Below are 18,410 nucleotides of genomic sequence, written 5' to 3' on the forward strand. Positions count from 1 at the left end.
CCCACCGGCGAACCCGGCCCGCTGGTCGACCCGTGTCCCGGCGCGGTGGGATGGGGAGATCCGCGGGAGACCGGCTCAGGCGAGCCGGAACCGCGGATTCCGCGAGGAGTGATGAAAGTGGAGCAAAGGGGCTAGGCGCTGATCGTGGTGATCCAGTTGTAGAGGCCGCAGACCCAGGCCGCGAGCGGGACCACGGCCAGGATCAGGACGATCTCCCAGATGTCCAGCAGCCGCCCCCAGATCGGCGCGATCCGCTTGCCCGCCACGGACAGGCCGTAGATCAGCGACACCGCGGCCACGATGATCAGGCCGCCCAGGACCAGGCCCAGCCGTGCCGCCCAGCCGCCCCAGCCGAAGACGGCGAACGCGGTCAGGATCAGTCCCGCACCGCCCGCGAGCAGTGACGGAAGGCGCTCGCGGCGGGACGGGTACGGCCGGGCGCGCAGCAGCAGGAGCAGCGCGAGGACCAGGCAGAGCAGCGTGGCGCTGAGCCGGCCGTCGAACGCGAGCGTGATCTCCGCGCCGAGCGCGATGGCGGAGACGGTCCAGATGAGCGCGGTCAGGTACTCGTCGGCCCGCTCGCTGAGCTGGAGGACGTGGCGCCCGTCGACGGACTCGTCGTCGGCCTTGAGGTCCTCCGGGCCGGTCGGGATGGACGGCACCGGTACGCGGGCCAGCCGGTACGACATCATCGGCAGCACCGGGTGGAACGCGAACACCACGGCCGCGACGATGGCGGCGGCCGGCGCGGCGGAGAGCCCGAAGACGAGGCAGATGCCGGCGCCGAGCGCGAGCGCCACGCCGGCCGCGGCGGAGCCGAGGAACAGCGGTGTCGCATAGCCGACCGCGAGCGTGGCGACCACGCCCAGCATGAGCAGCACGGCCGCGCCGATCAGCACGTGCGGCGCGCCGAGCTGCCCGATCGTGGCGTCGCCGGCCAGCAGCAGCGTGCCGCCGACGGTGCCGTAGACCAGCGCGACGCCGGCCACCATGGCGCCGCTGCGCCCGTCGCCGGCCGCGCGGGACAGCATGGTCGCGGTGAGCATGAGCAGCGCGGCGGCGGCCAGCGCGGCGACGCCACCGGGCAGCTGCGGCGGGCCGGAGAACAGCACGCCGATCGCGCCGGCGAGCAGCGCGGCGGCCGCGAAGCCGACCGAGAAACGCCTGGTCATCGCCGTGTCCCAGCGGCCCTCGCGGGTCTGGGTGGCGGTGGCGACCGCGTCGACGATGTCGTCGAAGACCACCTCGGGACGGGCCGCGGCGCGGGGCGTGAAGTAGAGCAGCTCGCCGTCGCGGATCTCCAGCTCGACCGCGGTGCGCGAGCTGTCCAGCGGCTTCCCGCCGAGCCGGGCCAGCGCCCAGCCGCCCTGCGCGGCACCCTGGTCGGCGACCTCCTCGCCGGCGTGCCGGAGCACGGTCGGCAGCAGGTCAGCCAGCGGTACGTCGGACGGCAGCGCGAGGTCGAGCCTCGTCCTGGGCGCGACGATGGTGACCCTGCTGCTCCCGCTCACTGTGGCGGCCATGGTTGCCTCCCCGTGGATCCAAGCCACTCACGATTCGTGAGGAGAGTACCTACGATGGCGAACGCTAGGATGCCCACCCGACGCCGGGCTCGGTGAGGGCGGCGTCCGACGGGGGAAGATCGGGGAGGCGAGACGCGGATGAGTACGGTGCTGTTCCGGCGGCCACCGCGGCGGCAGGGGCCACAGTTGCCCCGGGGCGAGGTGCTCCTGGAGTCACCGCCCGAGCTGCCGGAGGAGCTGCCGAAGAGCCTCGGCCAGCTGATGATGATCCTGCCGATGCTCTGCGGCGTGGGCGCGATGGCGTTCCTGTACGCGGGGCGGCAGGGCGGCACCATGATGTGGATCGCGGGTGGCCTGTTCGGCGTCTCGATGCTGGGCATGGCGGTGGGCCAGTTCGGCAACAACAACGACAAGGCCGAGCTGAACGCGGACCGCCGCGACTACATGCGCTACCTGGCGCAGGTGCGCAAGCGGACCCGGCGCGCGGCCGACCAGCAGCGCGCCGCCACCACGTGGAAGCATCCGGAGTCGGACGCGCTGTTCTCGTTCGCGGCGTCCCGGCGGATGTGGGAGCGGCGGGTCACCGAGGACGACTTCGGCGAGGTGCGGATCGCGCTCGGCCCGCAGCAGCTCGCGGTGCAGATCGTCACGCCGGAGACGAAGCCGGTGGAGGACCTGGAGCCGATGTCCGCGATCGCGCTGCGCCGGTTCGTCCGGTCGCACTCGGTCGTGCCGGACCTGCCGATCGCGCTGTCCATCCGGTCGTTCAGCCGGATCGTGCTGCGCGGTGACCGCGAGCCCACGCTCGGCCTGACCCGCGCGATGCTCGGCCAGCTGACCACGTTCCAGGCGCCGGACGACCTGATGATCGCGGTGGTCGCGGCGCCGGACCGCGCGGCGAGCTGGGAATGGACGAAGTGGCTGCCGCACGCGCAGCATCCGCGCCGCACGGACGCCGCCGGTCCGCGCCGGATGGTGTTCACCACGCTGCTGGCGGCCGAGCAGATGCTGGCGGACGAGTTGGCCAGCCGGCCCCGGTTCAGCCCGGACGCGAAGCCGCTGACCACCGCGCCGCACGTGCTGGTCGTGCTGGACGGCGGCGAGGTCTCGGCGAACTGCCAGCTCTACGGCCCGGGCCTGCTCGGCACCACGGTGGTCGACCTGTCCGGCGCGGTGCCGCGGGACGCCGGCCGCTGGCTGCTCTGCCTGGACGTGACGACCGAGTCGGTCGAGGTGTTCCGCGGCAAGTCCAGCACCCACCTGGGCCGGCCGGACCAGCTCAGCATCGTCCAGGCGGAGGGCCTGGCGCGGCAGCTCTCGCCGTACCGGCTGTCCCAGCAGAGCGCGGCCTCCTCGGACGAGCCGCTGGCCCGCAGCATGGAGCTGCCGGACCTGCTCGGCATCGGCGACGCCGCCGGCGTGGACGTGAATCAGACGTGGCGGGCCCGGCCGCACCGCGACCGGCTGCGCATCCCGCTGGGTCTCGGCCCGGACGGCAACGTGGTGGAGCTGGACTTCAAGGAGTCCGCGCACGAGGGCATGGGCCCGCACGGCCTGATCATCGGTGCCACCGGTTCCGGCAAGTCGGAGCTGCTGCGCACGATCGTGGGCGCGCTCGCGGTCACGCACTCGTCGGCGGAGCTCAACTTCGTGCTGGTCGACTTCAAGGGTGGCGCGACGTTCGCCTCGCTGGACGCGCTGCCGCACACCAGCGCCGTGATCACCAACCTGTCGGACGAGCTGCCACTGGTCGACCGCATGAAGGACGCGCTGGCCGGTGAGATGGTGCGCCGGCAGGAGGCGCTGCGCGCGGCCGGCAACTACGTCTCCCGGTTCGACTACGAGAAGGCGCGGGCGGCCGGCGAGGAGCTGGAGCCGATGCCCAGCCTCCTGATCATCTGTGACGAGTTCAGCGAGCTGCTGGCCGCGAAGCCGGACTTCATCGACCTGTTCGTCATGATCGGCCGGCTGGGCCGGTCGCTCGGCGTGCACCTGCTGCTCGCGTCGCAGCGGCTGGAGGAGGGCAAGCTGCGCGGACTGGACACGCACCTGTCGTACCGGATCGGTCTGCGCACGTTCTCCGCGGTGGAGTCCCGGATCGTGCTGGGCGTGCCGGACGCGTACGAGCTGCCCAACGCGCCCGGTCACGGCTACCTGAAGACGGACACCGCGACCATGCTGCGGTTCCGGGCCGCGTACGTGTCCGGCCCGTACAAGCCGCCGGGCCGCGCGGTGCGTTCGCAGGCCGTGGTGCAGCGCCAGATCCTGGAGTACGGCACCGAGTTCATCCCGGTGCCCGAGGTCTCCGAGCAGGTCGTCATGGTCGAGGAGGAGGAAGAGGGCCTCGGCAAGCAGCAGAGCATGCTGGACGTGCTGATCGAGCAGCTGCGCGGCCGCGGCCCGGAGGCGCACAAGGTGTGGCTGGAGCCGCTCGGCGTGCCGCCCACCATCGACGCGATGCTGCCGCCGCTCACGCCCGACCCGGTGTTCGGCCTGTCGCCGGCCGCCTGGCGGAACGCGGCGAAGCTGATGGTCCCGGTCGGCATCGTGGACCGCCCGTACGAGCAGCGCCGCGACCCGCTGGTGGCCGACCTCTCCGGTGCTGGCGGCAACGTGGTCATCGTCGGCGGCCCGCGGTCCGGCAAGAGCACGATCCTGCGGTCGCTGCTGATGTCGCTGGCGGTCACCCATTCGCCGCGCGAGGTGCAGTTCATGTGCCTCGACTTCGGCGGCGGCGCGCTGCGTGCGCTGGACGGGCTGCCGCACCTCTCCGGCGTGGCGGGCCGCCGCGACGGCGAGGCGGTGCGCCGGACCGTGGCCGAGGTGGTGTCGCTGATCGACGAGCGCGAGGCCCGGTTCACCGCGATGGGCATCGACTCGATCAGCACGTACCGGCGGCGGCAGGCGCACGGCGAGGTGCCGGACGACCAGTTCGGCGACCTGTTCCTGGTGGTGGACGGCTGGGGCACGCTCCGCGAGGACTACGAGGAGCTGGAGCAGACGATCACCATGCTCGCCCAGCGCGGTCTCGGCTACGGCGTGCACGTGGTGCTGACCGCGGCCCGCTGGTCCGAGATCAGGATCAAGATGCGCGATCTGCTGGGTACGAAGCTGGAGCTGCGCCTCGGCGACCCGAACGAGTCGGAGATCGACCGCCGGGCCGCGGCGAACGTGCCGGAGCGCTCGCCGGGCCGCGGTCTCACCCGGGACAAGCTGCACTTCCTGTCCGCGATCTCCCGGCTGGACGGCAAGTCGCTGCTGGACGACCTGGCCGAGGCCACGGTGTCCGCGGTGGAGCAGATCCGCGCCGCGTGGCCGCACGCGCCGGCGCCGAAGGTGCGCCTGCTGCCGCGCATGCTGTCGGTGACGGAGCTGAACCGGATGGTGGACCCGTCGCTGCCCGGCCTGCCGCTCGGCGTCAACGAGGCGAACCTGGCCCCGGTGCTGCTCGACACGGCCGGCGAGCCGCACCTGGTGATCTTCGGCGACGCGGAGTGCGGCAAGACCAACCTGCTGCGGCTGATCGGGCGGCAGATCACCGAGAGGTTCACGCCGGCCGAGGCGCGGATCGTGATCGGTGACTACCGGCGTGGCCTGCTCGGCGCGATCGAGGGTGACCACCTGCTCGACTACTCGCCGTCGAGCGAGGTGTTCGGCACGAACATGAAGCAGATCCGCGGCGCGCTCCAGGCCCGGCTGCCGGGCCCGGACGTGACGCCGCAGCAGCTGCGGGACCGGTCCTGGTGGCGGGGCCCGGAGCTGTACGTGCTGGTCGACGACTACGACCTGGTGGCCACGGCGGGCAACAACCCGCTGAGCGCGCTGATCGAGCTGCTGCCGCAGGCGCGCGACATCGGCCTGCACCTGATCCTGGCGCGCCGGATGGGCGGCGCGGCCCGGGCCGCGTACGAGCAGGTGCTGCAGCGGCTCCGCGAGCTGGACACGCCGACGCTGCTGATGTCCGGCAACCGCGAGGAGGGGCAGATCGTCGGCAATCTGCGGCCCAGCCCGCAGCCGCCGGGCCGGGGCACGCTGGTGCGCCGGCGCGACGGGCAGAACTTGATCCAAACTGCCTGGACAGAGCCTTAGGAAGACAATTTGCCCCGACGGCGAAGTCCGATAAAAACGTCTGTATTGGACATATCGCCGCCGGGGCCCTGGCCGAGGCTGTAACCACTGGACCTGGTGCGTTACGGTCAAGGCCGAGTGTCCGTCGGTGGGGTTTCAGACGCCGCCGCGGGGGAGGCGCAGCGACTGGCTGCACTAACGATGACGAAGGGGTGAAGACCATGGCGTCCCCGTTCGAGGTCGATCACGCGACACTGCATACCGCTGCGAACGACGTGCGGTCCACGCGGAGTGAGGTCGACGGCGAGCTCAAGAAGCTGTGGAACGTGGTGGACGACCTTGCCATCGCCTGGCAGGGCTCGGCTTCCACCGGTTTCCAGCAGCTCATGGCCCGTTGGAACGAAGACACGGGCAAGCTTCAGGAGGCGCTGACCAACATCGCCGACCTGCTGGACAAGTCGGGCACCACGCACCAGGTGAACGACGAGGAGCAGCAGCAGATGCTGGACAAGTTCCACTCGGCCCTGAACCCGTAAGCAGCGAGAAGGCAGGAGTGACGCGATGAGCGTTGTGAAGGTTGATTACGCGGTTCTGGAGAGCTCCACCCAGCAGATCAACACGATCTCCAAGACGATCGACGAGAAGCTGGACACGCTGCGTCAGATGCTGCAGAAGCTCCAGTGGGACGGCGAGGACCGCGCGGCGTACGAGGCCCACCAGGCCTCCTGGGACGCCGCGGTCCGCGACATCAACAAGATCCTGAACGACATCGGCCAGGCCGTCGGTGTCGCCAAGGAGAACTACGTCTCCACCGAGATGTCGAACTCGCGCATGTGGCACTGATCCACGCGTGAGGGCCCGGTTCGGTTTCCACCGGACCGGGCTTTCTGTCTTCTCAGGACGATCATGGTTATTCGACGACGGGGAAAGGGACCGATGAAGCTCGCGTCGGCAATGGCCGCGGTGGTGGCCTGCGGAAGCGCCGTTCTGCTCGCGCCCGGTGCGGCCCAGGCGGCGGCGCCTCAGACCATCGGGGAGTACCAGAGGTGGTACTACGACGACTACCTCAAGATCCCCGAGGTGCAGCGGGCCGCGGGCAGCAGGGGCGAGGGCGTCACGATCGCGCTGATCGACAGCGGCGTGGACGTCACCCGGCCGGACCTGAAGGACGCCGACATCCGCGACGGCGGCGGGTACGGCAACTCGGGCGCGGGCGAGAGCGGGCTGAAGGACCTGGGCTACCACGGCACCGCGATGGCCAGCATCATCGTCGGCCAGGGCACGGACGAGAACCACCTCAAGGGCATCGCGCCGGAGGTCACGCTGCTGTCCATCCAGATCGGCGCCGAGAGCCAGGGCGAGACCACCCACTCGGAGGCGATCAGGGCCGCGGTGGACCAGGGCGCCGACATCATCAACATGTCGATCTCCCGGATCAACCCGACCGGCGACCTCACGTACATCAACCCGCTCGACCGGGAGGCCGCCGCGTACGCGCTCGGCAAGGGCGTGATCATCATCGCCGGCGCGGGGAACGTCGAGCAGACCGGCCCGGTGATCGGTCCGCCGGCCAACATCCCGGGCGTGGTCGCGGTCTCCGGCCTGGACAAGAACGGCGAGTTCTGGACCGGCGCCGCGGAGGGCCCGGAGGCCGCCATCGCCGCGCCGGCCGTGGAAATCTTCGCGGCCGTGCCGGAGACCCATCAGCTCTCCGGCTACGGCAACAGCACCGGCACCAGCTCGGCCACCGCGATCGTCTCCGGCATCGCCGCGCTGATCAAGGCGAAGCACCCGGACCTGGACGCGGCGAACCTGATCAACCGGCTGACCGCGACCGCGCGGGACCAGGGCCCGGACGGCCGCGACCCGCAGTACGGCTTCGGCGCCATCGACGCGGCGGCCGCGGTCGGCGCGGACGTGCCGGCCGTCTCGGCGAACCCGGTCGGCGACCCGATGGACGGCGCGGACACCGGCGCGAGCCCGCCCGCCGAGGAGCGGTCGTTCCTCGACGAGTACCTGTGGGTGCTGGTCGCGGGCGGCCTCGCGATGGTGCTGCTGGTCGCGGTGATCGGCGCGATCGCGGCGCGGCGCACCAAGCCGGCACCGCCCGGCTACCCGCAGCCCTACCGGCGCTGAGGATCACCACCCTTGAGGGGGTACGGCGTACCCGCGTACCCCCTCAGAGGTTGTTGTGGTCCGGTCGCCAGCCGTTGCGGCGGCCGCGGCGGACCAGCGGCGCACCCGCGAGCATCGCGACCGCCAGCACCAGCACGATCGCGATCGCCCAGATCGCCACGAGCCGCGCGGTCGCGGTCGGGTCCGCCGGTTCGCCGGCCAGCGTGATGCCGCCGGCCGGGCCCGGCTCCTTGGAGCTGAACACCGCGGTGAGCGACACGTACGGGTTGACCACGCCGAAGCCGAACGCGTTGTCCCGGCCCTGCGGCGGCGCGTCCGCGGTCTCGGTCAGCCGGGTGCGCACGTCCGCCGCGGACATGTCCGGGTAGTACGACCGGACCAGCGCCGCCGCGCCGGACACGAACGCGGCGGCGAAGCTGGTGCCGCCCTCCGCCTCGCCCACGAACTTGTCGCCGGTCGGCGCCGGCCCGTAGAGGTTGAACCCGGGCGCGGTGATGTCGACGAACGGCCCCTGCACGGACGACGACACGTGCTTGCCCGCCTCGTCGACGCCGGCCACGGCCAGCACCGTGTCGTACGCCGCCGGGTAGATCGTGTTGTTCTCCGGCTTCTGGCCCTCCTGGAGGTTGCCCGCGGCCGCGACCACCACCACGTCCCGCTCCTCCGCGTACGCGATGGCGGAGCGCATCTCCGCCGTGTCCTCGGTCTGCAGCGAGAGGTTGATGACGTCCGCCTCCTGGTCCACGGCGAACCGGATGGCCTGGGCGATACGGCCCGGGGCGGACGGGTCGTCCACGAAACCGACCTCGTCGAGCACGCGCAGCGGCAGGATCGACGCGTCCGGCGCGATGCCGGAGAAGGACTGGTTGACCCGGTCCCGCCCGGCGATGATGCCGGCCACCACCGTGCCGTGACCGGCCAGGTCGCACTGGCCCTGGAAGTTCTGGAAGCCGAAGTCACGCCCGTCGAGCACGCGCCCGTCCAGGATCGGGTGGTCGCCGTTGACGCCGGAGTCGATGACCGCGACCGTGACGCCCGCTCCGCGGCTCAGCGGCCAGGCGGTCTCCGGCGCCAGCCGGGTCAGTGCCCAGCTCCGCTGCGCGGGCGCGTCCTCGCCCTCCGGGCCGCCGCAGGCCACCGCGGCGTGGGCGGTGCCGGGCAGCGCGAGCGGCGCGAGAAGCAGCGCGGCCAGCGTGAGCCGCGCGAGACGACGGGGAAGGGTGAGACTCACGGCCCGAGACTAGCGGCTGACCGCCAGACCGCACCGGCGTGGATGAACACCGGCGTGGATGAACACCGTGTTACGCCGTGACGGTAACCACAGCGTAACCGGCATCTGGGACGAGGTGCTCGGGGCCTGGCCGGGGCGGGATCGATGTGGCAGCATGAGGGGCGTGACTACCGCCGCGCACCGTGCCATGACGCTGGGACTGACGTCCCGCCGTCATGTCGACTACGGTCGCGTGCGCAGCGCCATCTGTCCGGCCTGCTGACCTCGCCCGCACCTTTCTTGCCCGGGCGTGCACTCGCCGGCCCCCTGACGATGACGTCGCTGGTCCCGGATTCTCCGGGACGGCCGCCGTGTCTGCGCGTCCTTCACACCGAGCTACACCGGAGGACGCCGCGATGGCGGTTAGCACCACACCCACGACCGGCGGCAACGCCCGCCCCGCCCGTCGCCCGCGCGGCGAGGGCCAATGGGCGCTGGGCCACCGTGAGCCGCTGAACCCCAACGAGCGGACGAAGAAGGACGACAACCCGCTCAACGTCCGCGCCCGGATCGAGAACATCTACGCCCACCGCGGCTTCGACTCGATCGACCCGGCCGACCTGCGCGGCCGCTTCCGCTGGTGGGGGCTCTACACGCAGCGCAAGGCCGGCATCGACGGCGGGCGCACCGCGGTCCTGGAGCCGGAGGAGCTGGAGGACAAGTACTTCATGCTCCGCGTCCGGGTGGACGGCGGGCAGCTCGACCTGGCCCAGCTCCGGGTCATCGCGGACATCTCCGAGCGGTACGCACGCGGCAGCGCGGACATCACCGACCGGCAGAACATCCAGCTGCACTGGATCCGGGTGGAGGACGTGCCCGCGATCTGGAAGGCACTGGAGGAGGTCGGCCTCTCCACCACCGAGGCGTGCGGCGACTGCCCGCGCGTGGTGATGGGCAGCCCGGTCGCGGGCGTCGCCGCGGACGAGGTGATCGACCCGACGCCGGCGCTGGACGAGATCGTGGAGCGCTTCATCGGCGACCCGGCGTACTCGAACCTGCCGCGCAAGTTCAAGTCGTCGATCTCCTGGCTGGCCGACATGCCGTACGAGGTGAACGACATCTCGTTCCTCGGCGTGATCCACCCGGAGTACGGTCCCGGCTTCGACCTCTGGGTCGGCGGCGGCCTGTCCACCAACCCGATGCTGGCGCAGCGCCTCGGCGTCTGGGTCCCGCTCGCCGAGCTGGCCGACGTCTGGGAGGGCGTGGTCGGCATCTTCCGCGACTACGGCTACCGCCGGCTGCGGCACCGCGCCCGGCTGAAGTTCCTGGTCGCCGACTGGGGCGTGGAGAAGTTCCGCGAGGTGCTGGAGAAGGAGTACCTCGGCCGCAGCCTGATCGACGGGCCCGCGCCGGAGCTGCCGGAGAGGCCGATCGACCACATCGGCGTGCACGAGCAGGCGGACGGCAACCGGTACGTCGGCGCCGCGCCGGTCGTCGGGCGGACCTCCGGCGAGCAGCTGCGAAGGCTGGCGGACGTGGCGGAGGCGCACGGCAGCGGCCGGGTGCGGCTGACCGCGTACCAGAAGCTGCTGGTCCTGGACGTCGCGCCGGAGAAGGTCGACTCGCTGGTCACCGCGCTGCGCGAGATCGGGCTGGAGTCGTTCCCGTCGGTCTGGCGCCGGTCGACCATGGCGTGCACCGGCATCGAGTTCTGCAAGCTGGCGATCGTCGAGACCAAGGCGCGCGGCCAGCAGTTGGTCGAGCGCCTGGAGCAGCGGCTGGCGGACGCGGACCTGAAGGACGCGGACATCTCCATCCACATCAACGGCTGCCCGAACGCCTGCGCCCGCACCCAGATCGCGGACATCGGGCTCAAGGGCCAGCTGGTGATGGGTCCGGACGGCCGCCAGGTGGAGGGCTTCCAGGTCCACCTCGGCGGCGGGCTGGGCATGGCCGAGGGCCACAAGGCCGGCTTCGGCCGCAAGCTGCGGGGTCTGAAGACCACCGCGGACGAGCTTCCCGAGTACGTGGAGCGCCTCACCCGGCGCTACCTGGCCGGCCGCACGGACGGCGAGCGCTTCGCCGACTGGGTGGTCAGGGTCGAGGAGGACGAGCTTCGATGAGTGAGCGCGCCGCCCCGCTGTACTGCCCGTACTGCGGTGACGAGGACCTTCGCCCGCACGCGGAGACGCACGGCGCCTGGGAGTGCCGTTCCTGCGTGCGCGTCTTTTCGATCAAGTTCATCGGAATACTCCGAGAGGCGGTGAATCCGAGATGAGCCCGATATCCGCGGTCGGCCTCGGCCTGGTCAAGGCCGACGCCGCTCCGGAACTGTCCACCACCATGTCGGCTCTGGTCGCGCCGGTCGCGGCCGAGGCCGTCGACGAGCCGAGGCGCACGCCGGACGAGCTGAAGGCCATCGCGGCCGAGGGCAACCGGCTGCTGGAGGGCGCGCCCGCCGAGGAGATCGCGCGCTGGGCCGCCGAGACCTTCGGTGACCGGTTCTGCGTCACCAGCTCGATGGCGGATGCCGTGCTCGCGCACCTGGTCTCCCGCGTGAAACCCGGGGTCGATGTCGTCTTCCTCGACACCGGCCTGCATTTCCCCGAGACGCTCAAGGTCCGCGACATCGTGGCGGCCACGCTGCCGGTCACCGTGCGCTCGATCCGCCCGCGGCTCACGGTCGGGCAGCAGGACGGCGAGTACGGCCCGCGCCTGTTCAATCGCGCGCCGGACGAGTGCTGCTTCCTGCGCAAGGTGGAGCCGCTCAACCGCGCGCTCGCCGGGTACGACGCGTGGGCCGCCGGCCTGCGCCGCGACGAGTCGCCGACCCGGGCGAACACGCCGATCGTCGGCTTCGACCCGAAGAAGGGCAAGGTGAAGGTCAACCCGATCGCCACCTGGACCCAGGCCGACGTGGACGCGTACATCGCGCGGTGGAACGTGCCGGTCAACGAGCTGTTCCGGAAGGGCTACACCTCGATCGGCTGCTGGCCGTGCACGCGGCGGACCAAGGCCGGCGAGGACCCGCGCGCCGGCCGCTGGGCGATGTTCGAGAAGACCGAATGCGGGCTGCACCTCTGAGCCCCGCGCTGGTCCTGGTCGCGCACGGCAGCCGGGACCCACGCGCGGCCAACGCCACCCGCGCGCTGGTGCGCGCGGTCGCCGCGGTGCGCCCCGGCGTGGACGTGCGAGCGTCCTATCTGGACCATGCCGGCCCGCGCCCCGGTGACGTGCTGCACGCGCTGGAGTCGGCCGGCCACGCGCGCGCCGTGCTGGTGCCGCTGCTGCTGACGGCCGCGTACCACGGGCGGATCGACGTGCCGGACGTGCTGCGCACCGCGCGCGCGGAGGGACTGCGGATGCCGGTCGCGATCAGCCAGGTGATCGGCCCGTTCGACGGCGTCGTGCCGGACCTGCTCCTGTCCGGCCTGCTGCGCCGCCTGAGCGAGGTGACGGCCCTTCCCGGGTACGGACCAGGCGCGCCGATCGGCGTGGCGGATGCCGGTTTCGACGCCGTGGTGCTGGCCGCGGCCGGTACGAACGACGTGACCGCGCGCGGGACGGTCGAGCGGGCCGCGGTGGCGCTGGGGGACGCGCTGGGCGTCCCGAGTGCGGTCGCCTACGCGTCGGCCTCGCCGCCCACCGGGGCGGAGACCGTGGCGGCGCTGCGCGCAACCGGCGCCCGGCGGATCGCGATCTCGGGATACTTCCTGGCCCCGGGCCTGCTCTACGACACGGTGGTGGAGTCGGCGCGGTCGGCCGGGGGCGTGGTGGCGGTGGCGCCGCCGCTGACGGACGCGCGGGACATCGCGCGGCTCGTGCTGTCGCGGGCGGACGCGGTCACCTGGGGTGGCGAGGTGCTGGCGGCCTGACGCCCGGTGCGGTCAGGGCGTGTCCGGCGGATGTCCGCCGGCCTGCGGCGCGGCCCGGCCGCCGCCCGGCCGCACGGCACGAAAACCCGTATCCGGGCGCCCGCGCCGCACACCCGGACGACACCTGGACCTCGCCTCGGCTCGACGAGATCCACCCGACACGCCATAGTCGTCCCTGCCGGGCCGAGTGCACCCGATACGTACCATATTCGCGTTTTGGGTTTTTTGGTATTCCGGGGTTTGAATGGGCCGCGCGGTGGGCATCTGAGCCGCGATGAGTTGCGTGGTGAGTTGCGTGACCGCGGGCCCCGGGCAGCAGAACGCCCCGGGAGGGGCGCTCCCGGGGCGTCGAGCCTGTGATGCTGGTGATTCAGGCGGAGTGAGCGCGAACCCGCAGGCCGCCGCGACGCTTGACGGCGCGCCGCTCCTCTTCACTCATTCCGCCCCAGACGCCCGCGTCCTGACCCGACTCGAGCGCCCAGGCCAGGCACTCCTCGGTCACGGGGCAGCGCCGGCAAACCGACTTGGCCTGCTCGACCTGCAGGAGCGCCGGGCCGGACGTCCCGATCGGGAAGAACAGCTCGGGGTCCTCGTCGCGGCAGACAGAATCGTGGCGCCAGTCCATGGCGGCAACACTCCTTGTTCTTCGGATCGGTTTCGGTGAATGCGTATTACTTATTTCTATGCGCGCGCGACGTTGATCACGACGGTGTGCAGCCATCGGTCAACAGTGCGTGAGCAGGCGTTTGGGGAGTCCGTGGCTGTGGCGGAACGGTCGCACAGCGTGCGCCTACCGGCAACATCCGCGTAACTCTTTTCGCTTGTGAATGCTTTCACGAACTCTGGCAAAGTCAAGAGGCACGCTCCGAAAAACTTGGGAGCGGTGAGCTAGCTCACGACCTCTTTGTCCGAATTTCGGTCTTGCTCCGACACCCGGCACGCGACAGTCAAAAGTCAATGTAGTACGGTCCCCGCCGCATTGCCGTCATTTCCGGCCCGGTTTCTTGTGCCGGCCGCCACGACCCTGATCACGCGGACCTAGGTCATCCGGCCTGATATTGGGCGGGTACCCACTCCCTAGCAGATTACACGCGGCGAGTCGGGCACATCGCGAAACTGTACTTTCTGTCGCATGCCGAGCTACTCACCGTCAGGCGAGCGGGGTGCCGGTCGGCCCCGGCACGGCAGATACGGGCAGGTCATGCAAGCTCAACGCCCGATCGCCCCCACTGGTGGCGACCTCCGGGAAAATCCGCCACCAAAGTGCGGACGATGGCTGCGACGCGTAACCGACTGATCGCAGTCCCATCCAATGCGAGATCCAAATGACCCAAGTGGACTCACCGAAACCGTCCGCTCACCGATAAGCGCCACGGGCGCTGTCGCCGGATCATCGGCGCACCCAATGCGGCCGCCGCCGGGCGCGGCACGGATGCCGCCGATCCCGCAACCGAGTAACGCACCGATCAACAGAGTGTGCGAAGCACCGGAGTGGACGATGGGACCGCTCTCTGGCGCTAGGTGATCGACGGAAGGCGCATCCATTCCGATGCGACGCAGTCACGTCGAGTGATGACACCGGGGCAATGCCGGCCGTCGCCGATGTTGTCACGACCCCGCCGTGCTCCGGCGTCGTACCGGAGGGGCGATGTAGGGCCGGTGCCGATCGATCAGTTCGGCGAGATGGGGATGACGGTGCCGTTGTCGGAGAAGCTGGCGTAGAGGTCGGGCGCGGCGGTCAGGATGGCCGCGCCCCCGTTGCCGTCGGACGCGACGACCGTCGAGGCGACGTCGAGCCGGTCGGTGGCGTCGTAGGCGGCCGACAGCCTCTCCCACTCGGTCGGCTCGAGCCCGAGGACCCTGGTGTGCCGGTGGGTGAGGAGCACGTCGAGCAGGTGGATGTCGGCGACCGCCGGCCACGCCTCGACGACGCACAGGACCGGCAGGGCGACGACCGCGGCCTCGTCGGAGACCTCGCCGAGAATCTCGCCGACGTCGATCGAGCCTTTGCAGTAGGCCGAGACCGCGGTGGCGTCGAGAACGACGCGTATGGGCCTGTCGTCAATCATGAGGGCCTCCCGCGGTCGAGCTGGGCGCGCAGGGCGGCGCGACGCTCGGGGGTGTTGCGTTCGCGGGCCTCGCGGAGGACGCGGCGTGCCCACTCGCGGGCGCGCCGCCGCTCCTCGTCGGTCACGTCGGGCTTCGCGGCCAGGGTGAGATCCTCGTAGCCTGCCGCGCAGCCGGGCTGGACCTTGCTGGGCCTGAGGCCGGACTCCGGCGCGAGCTGTTCGTCGGGGGGTGTGCTCTGGTCGTCGTGTGTTCGTGGCATGTCGACGCTCCTGTCGTCATTGGACCGGGTGGTACGCCGTCGAACATAGTCGATTATGTCGGCGCCCGCCAGGCCCCGCGGGGAGCCCGGTATCGTGAGGGCCGTGACCGCTGAGCACGCCACCCCCGAGGCCTCGCCGCTGACGCTGACGGCGGCGGTGCTGCTGTTGAAGGCGGAGGCGGTGGTGGTCGGGGCGATCGCGATCTTCCTGGTCTTCAAGGACCTCACGTCGACGCCGTCGGACGTCGGGGTGGCGGTGAGCCTGACCGTCTTCACGGTCCTGGCGTCCGCGGTCATCTACGCGATCGCGCGGGCGCTGGGGCATCACCGCGGCGGTGCGCGCGCGCCGGGCATCGTCGTGCAGCTGATGCTGCTGGCGATCGGCTACTACATGATCCAGGGCGGCCTGGCCTGGCTGGGGATCGCGATCATCGTGCTGGGCGTGGCCGTGATCGCGCTGATCGTGGCGCCGCCGTCCACCCGTGCGCTCGGCTACGGCCCGGCGGACGGCGGCTGAGCGGTCAGAAGCCGGTGCGGCGGGTCAGGAGCGTGATGGTGGCCTTGCCGCCGGACGCACCGGCGGAGGCGGCGGTGGTGAGCGCGGTCAGCACCTTCCACGCGAAGCTGGACTCGGACGGCAGCTTGGCGCCGCGGACCGTGGGCACGCTGACCTGAACGGTGAGCGCGTCGTCCGTGACCGAGAAGCGGCACTCCAGGTCGGCGCCGCGCGGTGCGATGGCGAGCAGCATGGCGCAGGCCTCGTCGACCGCGATGCGCAGGTCCTCGATCTCGTCGAGCGCGAAGTGCAGCCGGGCCGCCAGGCCGGCGGTGGCGGTGCGCAGCACGCTGAGGTATCCGCCGTCCGCGGGCACCGTGAGCAGCACGACGTCGTCGGTCGTGGGCTCCATCGTCAGATCCGTCACCGTGCCATCCCCCCGATCGGCGACTCTACCGTCTCCGTCGCCCGCGGCGCGTGCCCGAGGCACAACTTCCCGGCGTGGTCTTTCCGGCATGTCGTGAGTGCAAACCGGCCGGCGCACCGGAAAGCGGTGCACCGGCCGGCGAGCGGGCCGTTCAGGCCTGCTTGGTCTCCCAGAAGATCTTGGAGATCTCCTCGATCTTCGCGAGCAGCTCCTCGGCCTTGGCCGGGTCGGCCGAGCCCTTGGCGCCGGCGGCGCCGGCCAGCTTGGTGGCCTCGTTGAAGAGGCTGTGCAGCTGCGGGTACTTCTCGAAGTGCGGCGGCTTGAAGTAGTCGGTCCAGAGCACCCACAGGTGGTGCTTGACCAGCTCGGAGCGCTGCTCCTTGATGATCAGAGCCCGGGTGCGGAACTCCGGGTCCTGGTTGGCCTGGTACTTCTCGCAGATCGCCTTGACCGACTCGGCCTCGATGCGGGCCTGTGCCGGGTCGTAGATGCCGCACGGCAGGTCGCAGTGGGCGCTGGCAACGGTGCGAGGAGTAAACATGCGCGGGAGTCGCATCAGGATTCCTCCGATGAGCAGTTGCGATGATCCTCGGGGGGAACACTACTCCTGGCATTCGTGCCCCGACCGACAGAGGTGAAACGCATGGTGCTCCCGGTCCTGGTGCACGGGCCGTCGATGGTGCCGACACTGCGGCACGGCGATGCGGTGCTGGTCTGGGAGCGCGCCCGGATCCGGCCCGGCGACGTGGTGGTCGGCGAGTTCCGGTCCCGGCCGGGGCTGCTGGTGATCAAGCGGGCCGTGCGCGCGCAGGACGGCGGGTGGTGGCTGGAGGGCGACAATCCACTGGTCACGGACGACTCCCGGGCGTACGGCGTGGCCGACGTGCGCGGCCGTGTGACATTTCGATACTGGCCGAAGCCCGCGTTTCTGCGCCGATAGCCGTTACTGTCGAGTTCGACCCCGCTCACCCGTGGGGTCCGGGCCGGGCACTATGCTCGGCCGCTACACCGGGTGACCCCCGTGCACTCCGCCGGTCAGCGCTGACCACGGCCTGCTTCCGGCTGAGCATGTCTTCTTCCTGCTCGGCCGCGTGCGCGCGCCGGGCGAGTCTCGTCACGGAGTGGAGTCCCCAATGGCATCCGCCGATCCCGTCTTCGAGCTGCACCGCGGCGGCAAGATGGCCGTCGCGTCGACCGTGCCGCTGACCAGCCGCGAGGATCTCTCGCTCGCCTACACGCCCGGGGTGGCCCGGGTCTGCGAGGCCATCGCGGAACGCCCCGAGCTGTCCGTCGACTACACCTGGACCGGGAACGCGGTCGCGGTGGTCACCGACGGTTCCGCCGTGCTCGGGCTCGGCAACATCGGGCCGCGCGCCGCCATGCCGGTCATGGAGGGCAAGGCGATCCTGTTCAAGCAGTTCGGCGGCGTGGACGCGGTGCCGATCTGCCTGGACACCCAGGACGTCGACGAGATCGTCCGCGTGGTCACCGCGCTGGCGCCCTCGTTCGGCGGCATCAACCTGGAGGACATCAGCGCGCCGCGCTGCTTCGAGGTGGAGCGGCGGCTGGACGAGGCGCTGCCGATCCCGGTCTTCCACGACGACCAGCACGGCACCGCGATCGTCACGCTGGCCGCGCTGCGCAACGCCGCCACGCTGCTCGGCCGCGAGCTCGGCGACCTGCGGGTGGTGATCAGCGGCGCCGGTGCGGCCGGCGTGGCGGTGACCAGGATGCTGATCGCGGGCGGCGTGCGCGCGGAGCGCGTGGTGGTCTGCGACTCCAAGGGCATCCTGCACCGCGGCCGGGCCGGGCTCGGCGGCGCCAAGTCCGAGCTGGCGTCGATGACCAACCGCACGCTGCTGGCCGGCGGCATCGAGAACGCGCTGGCCGGCGCGGACGTGCTGATCGGCGTCTCCGGCGGCACGATCGACGAGACCGCGGTGGCCCGGATGGCACCCGGCGGCATCGTCTTCGCGCTCGCCAACCCCACGCCCGAGGTGCACCCGGACGTGGCGGCGCGCTACGCGGCCGTGGTGGCCACCGGCCGCTCCGACTATCCGAACCAGATCAACAACGTGCTGGCGTTCCCGGGCGTCTTCCGCGGCGCGCTGGCGGCCCGGGCGCGCACGATCACGGACGCGATGAAGGTGGCGGCCGCGGACGCGATCGCGGGCGTGGTGGCGTCCTCGCTGACCCCGGACGCGATCGTGCCGTCGCCGCTGGACCCGCGGGTGGCTCCGGCCGTGGCCGAGGCCGTGGCGGCGGCCGCGAAGAACTAGCCGAGGCCGTGGCGGCGGCCGCGAAGAACTAGATGTGCGCCGCGCCGGTACGGGCGTGCGGCCCGTA

The 18,410-nt window shown here is 71.3% G+C and carries 17 protein-coding genes; 10 read left to right on the top strand and 7 right to left on the bottom strand.

Annotation, left to right across the window (positions count from 1 at the left end; genetic code table 11):
• Positions 1 to 131: 131 nt before the first annotated feature.
• Positions 132 to 1,523 carry a type VII secretion integral membrane protein EccD gene (eccD, locus tag J2S41_RS38675; protein WP_310375809.1) on the bottom strand — a complete coding sequence of 464 codons (1,392 nt, stop codon included), beginning with the start codon at positions 1,521 to 1,523 and terminating at the stop codon, positions 132 to 134.
• A 138-nt stretch (positions 1,524 to 1,661) separates the two neighbouring features.
• Here eccD and eccCa point away from each other — a divergent pair, with 138 nt between their 5' ends.
• From eccCa to J2S41_RS38695, 4 genes are all read left to right on the top strand, one after another.
• Positions 1,662 to 5,612 carry a type VII secretion protein EccCa gene (gene eccCa, locus J2S41_RS38680; protein ID WP_310375811.1) on the top strand — a complete coding sequence of 1,317 codons (3,951 nt, stop codon included), beginning with the start codon at positions 1,662 to 1,664 and terminating at the stop codon, positions 5,610 to 5,612.
• 200 nt (positions 5,613 to 5,812) lie between these two features.
• Complete coding sequence (locus J2S41_RS38685) at positions 5,813 to 6,127, top strand: WXG100 family type VII secretion target (protein ID WP_310375813.1); 315 nt, start codon at positions 5,813 to 5,815, stop codon at positions 6,125 to 6,127.
• Positions 6,128 to 6,152: 25 nt separating this feature from the next.
• Entirely contained in the window at positions 6,153 to 6,434 is a 282-nt protein-coding gene (locus J2S41_RS38690) for a WXG100 family type VII secretion target (protein WP_310375815.1), read from the top strand.
• Positions 6,435 to 6,527: 93 nt separating this feature from the next.
• Positions 6,528 to 7,727, top strand: a complete 1,200-nt coding sequence (locus J2S41_RS38695; RefSeq protein WP_310375817.1) for a S8 family serine peptidase — start codon at positions 6,528 to 6,530, stop codon at positions 7,725 to 7,727.
• Between the two features lie 43 nt (positions 7,728 to 7,770).
• Here J2S41_RS38695 and mycP read toward each other — a convergent pair whose 3' ends face one another.
• Positions 7,771 to 8,958 carry a type VII secretion-associated serine protease mycosin gene (gene mycP / locus J2S41_RS38700; protein WP_310375820.1) on the bottom strand — a complete coding sequence of 396 codons (1,188 nt, stop codon included), beginning with the start codon at positions 8,956 to 8,958 and terminating at the stop codon, positions 7,771 to 7,773.
• 395 nt (positions 8,959 to 9,353) lie between these two features.
• Between mycP and J2S41_RS38705 the strand changes: the two genes are divergently transcribed.
• The 3 genes from J2S41_RS38705 (at position 9,354) to J2S41_RS38715 (ending at position 12,812) form a co-directional block, all read left to right on the top strand.
• Positions 9,354 to 11,060: a nitrite/sulfite reductase gene (locus tag J2S41_RS38705; RefSeq protein ID WP_310375821.1), complete on the top strand. Its 1,707-nt coding sequence runs from the start codon at positions 9,354 to 9,356 to the stop codon at positions 11,058 to 11,060.
• Positions 11,061 to 11,211: 151 nt separating this feature from the next.
• Positions 11,212 to 12,021 carry a phosphoadenylyl-sulfate reductase gene (locus J2S41_RS38710; protein ID WP_310375823.1) on the top strand — a complete coding sequence of 270 codons (810 nt, stop codon included), beginning with the start codon at positions 11,212 to 11,214 and terminating at the stop codon, positions 12,019 to 12,021.
• Positions 12,003 to 12,812: a sirohydrochlorin chelatase gene (locus J2S41_RS38715; protein WP_310375825.1), complete on the top strand. Its 810-nt coding sequence runs from the start codon at positions 12,003 to 12,005 to the stop codon at positions 12,810 to 12,812. Before J2S41_RS38710 ends, J2S41_RS38715 begins: the two co-directional genes overlap by 19 nt.
• Positions 12,813 to 13,182: 370 nt before the next feature.
• On the opposite strand, the gene J2S41_RS38720 is transcribed toward J2S41_RS38715, so the two are convergent.
• The 3 genes from J2S41_RS38720 to J2S41_RS38730 form a co-directional block, all read right to left on the bottom strand.
• Positions 13,183 to 13,437, bottom strand: coding sequence for a WhiB family transcriptional regulator (locus J2S41_RS38720; protein ID WP_033345527.1), 255 nt, complete (start codon positions 13,435 to 13,437; stop codon positions 13,183 to 13,185).
• A gap of 1,045 nt (positions 13,438 to 14,482) precedes the next feature.
• Complete coding sequence (locus tag J2S41_RS38725) at positions 14,483 to 14,881, bottom strand: hypothetical protein (protein ID WP_310375827.1); 399 nt, start codon at positions 14,879 to 14,881, stop codon at positions 14,483 to 14,485.
• Positions 14,878 to 15,141: a hypothetical protein gene (locus J2S41_RS38730; RefSeq protein ID WP_310375829.1), complete on the bottom strand. Its 264-nt coding sequence runs from the start codon at positions 15,139 to 15,141 to the stop codon at positions 14,878 to 14,880. The genes J2S41_RS38725 and J2S41_RS38730 overlap by 4 nt, the downstream gene beginning before the upstream one ends.
• Positions 15,142 to 15,244: 103 nt before the next feature.
• Between J2S41_RS38730 and J2S41_RS38735 the strand changes: the two genes are divergently transcribed.
• On the top strand, positions 15,245 to 15,658 hold the full coding sequence (locus J2S41_RS38735) for a hypothetical protein (RefSeq protein WP_310375831.1): 414 nt from the start codon (positions 15,245 to 15,247) through the stop codon (positions 15,656 to 15,658).
• 4 nt (positions 15,659 to 15,662) lie between these two features.
• Here J2S41_RS38735 and J2S41_RS38740 read toward each other — a convergent pair whose 3' ends face one another.
• Both J2S41_RS38740 and sodN read right to left on the bottom strand, forming a co-directional pair.
• Positions 15,663 to 16,049, bottom strand: coding sequence for an ATP-binding protein (locus J2S41_RS38740; protein WP_374728311.1), 387 nt, complete (start codon positions 16,047 to 16,049; stop codon positions 15,663 to 15,665).
• A gap of 166 nt (positions 16,050 to 16,215) precedes the next feature.
• Positions 16,216 to 16,620 (bottom strand): superoxide dismutase, Ni, encoded by a 405-nt coding sequence (sodN, locus tag J2S41_RS38745; protein WP_310375835.1) that lies wholly within the window; start codon positions 16,618 to 16,620, stop codon positions 16,216 to 16,218.
• An 87-nt stretch (positions 16,621 to 16,707) separates the two neighbouring features.
• Here sodN and J2S41_RS38750 point away from each other — a divergent pair, with 87 nt between their 5' ends.
• Together J2S41_RS38750 and J2S41_RS38755 are read left to right on the top strand one after the other, a co-directional pair.
• Positions 16,708 to 17,004: a S26 family signal peptidase gene (locus tag J2S41_RS38750; RefSeq protein ID WP_310375839.1), complete on the top strand. Its 297-nt coding sequence runs from the start codon at positions 16,708 to 16,710 to the stop codon at positions 17,002 to 17,004.
• A gap of 193 nt (positions 17,005 to 17,197) precedes the next feature.
• Complete coding sequence (locus J2S41_RS38755; RefSeq protein ID WP_310375841.1) at positions 17,198 to 18,343, top strand: NAD(P)-dependent malic enzyme; 1,146 nt, start codon at positions 17,198 to 17,200, stop codon at positions 18,341 to 18,343.
• Positions 18,344 to 18,410 lie beyond the last annotated feature (67 nt).

Origin of the sequence: Catenuloplanes atrovinosus, assembly GCF_031458235.1 — a bacterium.
Classification (GTDB): domain Bacteria; phylum Actinomycetota; class Actinomycetes; order Mycobacteriales; family Micromonosporaceae; genus Catenuloplanes; species Catenuloplanes atrovinosus.